Below are 3,640 nucleotides of genomic sequence, written 5' to 3' on the forward strand. Positions count from 1 at the left end.
CATCGAGCGCGTGTCGCGCGAGCAGGAAAAGCTGCCCGGCCGCCGCAAGGGTTACACGCAGAAGGCCAAGATCGGTGGCAACACCATCTTCCTGCGCACCGGCGAATATGACGATGGCCGTCTCGGCGAGATCTTCATCGACATGAACAAGGAAGGCGCGACCTTGCGTGGCCTTCTCAACAACTTCGCCATCGCCATTTCGCTCGGCCTGCAATATGGCGTGCCGCTCGACGAATATGTGCACGCCTTCACCTTCACCAAGTTCGAGCCGGCCGGCATGGTGCAGGGCAACGATGCCATCAAGAGCGCGACATCGATCCTCGACTACGTGTTCCGCGAACTGGCGATCTCCTATCTCGGGCGCAACGACCTCGCCCATGTCGACCAGTCGGACTTTTCCAACACCGCACTTGGCCGTGGCATCAGCGAAGGCAAGACCGATGCGGTTTCCAAGGGCCTGACTCGTGGCGCATCGCCGGTGAAGCTGGTGTCGCGCGTCAGCGGCAACGATCCGAAAGGCTTTGCGGCCCCGTCGGGCGCCCCTGCCCGCTCGGCACCGACCGCGTTCTCCGGCTCCAACGTGCTGGCGCTGAAACCCGCCAGCGACGAAGCGGTCGCCTACAAACGCGACTATGAGGAGCGGGCAAAGGAACTGGCCGAGGACATCGCCTTCGAGGAGGCGGTGGGTGCTGCTTCCGATACCACGGCGGGATTGTTCACCGACGTTGCGGCCGTTGAGGCGGCCGAAGCGAAGAAACTCGCCAACGACCGCCGCGCCAAATCGCTGCTCCAGGGCTACACCGGCAATTCCTGCTCCGAGTGCCAGAATTTCACTATGGTGCGGAACGGGACTTGTGAGAAGTGCGATACGTGCGGTTCGACCAGCGGGTGCAGCTGAGGAAAGTCTGAAGCGCTAAAACGCAACATCATCGGCCCGGTCGTAAGATTGGGCCGAAATGGTAAAAGGAACAAAAGAGGAAACTCATCTAAAAAATTTAGATCGCGCACTTGTGCCAGAAACACCAAAGCCGACCCAAACTGGGCCGGCTTTGGTACCGCGAATAAGCCGGAGCCCACGCGGGGCGACGAGACCGAAATCCCATCTCCTGTGCAAAGGTATCATATGGGGAGTCGGTTCTCGGAGTCGAGGTAGCTCAGGCAACTCCAGAAGAAAGATACCTAAATGACCACCAACGAACGCAAGACTTTCGACATTGGACGAAGCTCGAAGAGCGGCCAATTCATTCCTGTGAAGGAAGCAGAGCGCCGGCCGAACACAACCACAGTCGAGCGTGTGCCCAAGCCCGGCTTCGGAGACACCAAGAACGAGCCGCCGAGCAGAAGATAACACCTTGAGTTTGTCCGTCGCTCGACTGCGGCCGGCAAACAACTTTGCCCAAGAAAGCTGCATGTGGTGTTCTTTTGTCAATGAATGCCACCATGTTGATTTTATGGACTTTTTCCAGTATTCAATTAGAATTTAATTGATTCGAAGTGACTTCAGGGTTCGCCGAGTAGGGCGGTACTATGACAGGGGGATTTTTGGGACACTGGATGCCAACCTATGATGCAATTGGAATTCATTCCCCTCAGAATAACTGAGTACAAGCCAAATCCCCGTCAGACTACGGTGCATCAAACTGGTGTGGCGCTCTGTGACGACGGATTGAGGTATTTTGTTAAAGGGATGGGCGGAGAGGTCGAGGTTTGCGCCACTGAGTGGATATGCACGTCGTTCGCAAGGTCTCTGAATCTACCCGTTCCTCCGATGAAGGTGCTTCAGACTCCAAGCGGAGCCCTTGTATTCGGCTCACAAGCGATCACGCATTGCATGAGCGACCTAGAAGCCAGCATGCTGCTTCTTGATGGTCCCGGCAATCTCAACGTGCCAGGCATCCGCAACTTGCTTTCAGCCACCTATGCTTTTGATCAGTTGATCTACAATCCTGATCGGCACGATCACAATTTTCTGTTCCAGCGGGCGGGCTTGATTGACGGTCAAGAGATCGCCAATCTGCACATAATTGACTTCGGCAGCTCAACAATCTTGAATGACAATGCCATAGTTGGGCTTGCTCAAGGCATGCCGACGGTGCAGGTCGGTAAAAAGATACGGAAAGTACACGGTTTCTCTGTGGAATTTGCCAGATCGTTCCTGGACCGGTTTCATAAAGGTCGTGCGCTTATCTGCGACAATGCAATGATAGGGCTACCAACGGATTGGTTGTCAAAAAATGCACGAACTTCGCTGATAGCTAGAATCTTGAGTCCGGAATTTGGACGCCAAATCGACGAAGTGGACGAAGGAATCCGCAGTGGTGCATATCTTTAACTACGCTCTAATTCGCTTGGTGCCATTCGCGCACCGTGGCGACGTTTTGAACGTAGGCCTAGTCGTGTTCAAGTCCGATCGCCTTGATGTGAGATTGAACGCTTCTCCCCAGTTGTTGAACTATTTCAATGTCAGTTCGCGGGCGGTTGAGTGGATTGCGACGCACCTCAGGGAGTCTGACGATCCATCAATCGAATTGGACTCTCGAGTGGCTCGACTTTCGAAGGCTACGGGCTATACACTTTCAGAGATTGGGTGGTTTACGATCGATTCAGACAATCAATACGAGCAAAGAATATCGGACATAAACTCCGAATATATTGAGAAACCAAAAGGGCAATCGGCCAAGAAGAAAGCCGGCAGCAAACTATCCAAAGACCTTCGCAAGATATTCAAGGAATACGACGTCTTTAGTGGAGATATTCACGATATCGATAGGCATCGTGTTGTGGCCAATCTTCCGGTTGGCCCATCTGGGAAGCTTCATATCGACTTCATGCTGAAGAACTCTAGATATCATGCGACTGAGACCATAGACTTTACTAACTCTGATCACGCGGGATCCGCTGAAATTAAGAATGCCGCTTTAGCTAGCGTAACCTTTCAACATGCAAAAGACACGCTGTCCAATGTAGGGATTAATTGTTACTTAGTTTTTTCTGCCACCACCTTGGTAGAAAGAGCAGTCGGCCCTGCGCTCAAGATAGCTCAAAGGGAAGCAATTGAATCGTTCAATATGGAAAGTCGCGAGGATAAGGCCCGATATCTCGATATAATTTTGAACGCCGCAGGTCATAAATCACTTTGGCGGAGTTAGTTAGTCGGCTAATTGTTTAACGCAATTGCGACTCGTCCAGCCATCTGCTCAGTCTGATTTGGCTCTTACCTTTGGCTCTTAGCCAGCCGGCGACACCCGCAACGTCTGCTCGTCAAACAACGGTTCGTCCTGGCCGATGCGGACGAACAGCAGCTTGCGCCCCTCACCTGCCGCACCTCGAAATACTGGATGCCGTCAGGCGTTTATCCCGGTCAACCGCACGGCGGACCCGGGATCTCGTCGGGGCTGCCCAGTGCTTTCAGCCCCTCGGTGTAAGGCGTCGAATTCAATGAGTTGTTTGCATCTGGCCATGCCTTCGGCCTGCCCAGATCAAAGCCTCTCAGCATGCCATCTCAGATGGTCGTCCATGAAGCTGGAGATGAAAAGATACGAGTGATCGTATCCATCCTGCATCCGCAGCTTTAGCGGAATACCTGCTTTGGCGCAGGCCGCTTCAAGCAGCCAAGGCCTCAGACCGTCGTCAAGAAATC

The 3,640-nt window shown here is 53.5% G+C and carries 2 protein-coding genes and 2 pseudogenes; 3 read left to right on the forward strand and 1 reads right to left on the reverse strand.

Annotated elements, in window-relative coordinates:
- The 3 genes and pseudogenes from EN984_RS26450 to EN984_RS26460 form a co-directional block, all read left to right on the forward strand.
- Positions 1 to 898: pseudogene (locus tag EN984_RS26450) on the forward strand (vitamin B12-dependent ribonucleotide reductase); the annotation flags it as partial.
- Between the two features lie 669 nt (positions 899 to 1,567).
- Positions 1,568 to 2,332, forward strand: coding sequence for a HipA family kinase (locus EN984_RS26455; RefSeq protein WP_348629139.1), 765 nt, complete (start codon positions 1,568 to 1,570; stop codon positions 2,330 to 2,332).
- A complete protein-coding gene (locus tag EN984_RS26460) occupies positions 2,319 to 3,149 on the forward strand; it encodes a DUF3037 domain-containing protein (protein ID WP_272483105.1) in 831 nt (276 codons plus the stop codon). Before EN984_RS26455 ends, EN984_RS26460 begins: the two co-directional genes overlap by 14 nt.
- A 330-nt stretch (positions 3,150 to 3,479) precedes the next feature.
- Here the strand turns inward: EN984_RS26460 and EN984_RS39025 are convergent.
- Positions 3,480 to 3,640, reverse strand: a pseudogene (locus EN984_RS39025) (S-formylglutathione hydrolase); the annotation flags it as partial.

Origin of the sequence: Mesorhizobium sp. M7A.F.Ca.CA.004.12.1.1, from assembly GCF_003997835.1 — a bacterium.
In the GTDB taxonomy this organism is placed as follows: Bacteria; Pseudomonadota; Alphaproteobacteria; order Rhizobiales; family Rhizobiaceae; genus Mesorhizobium.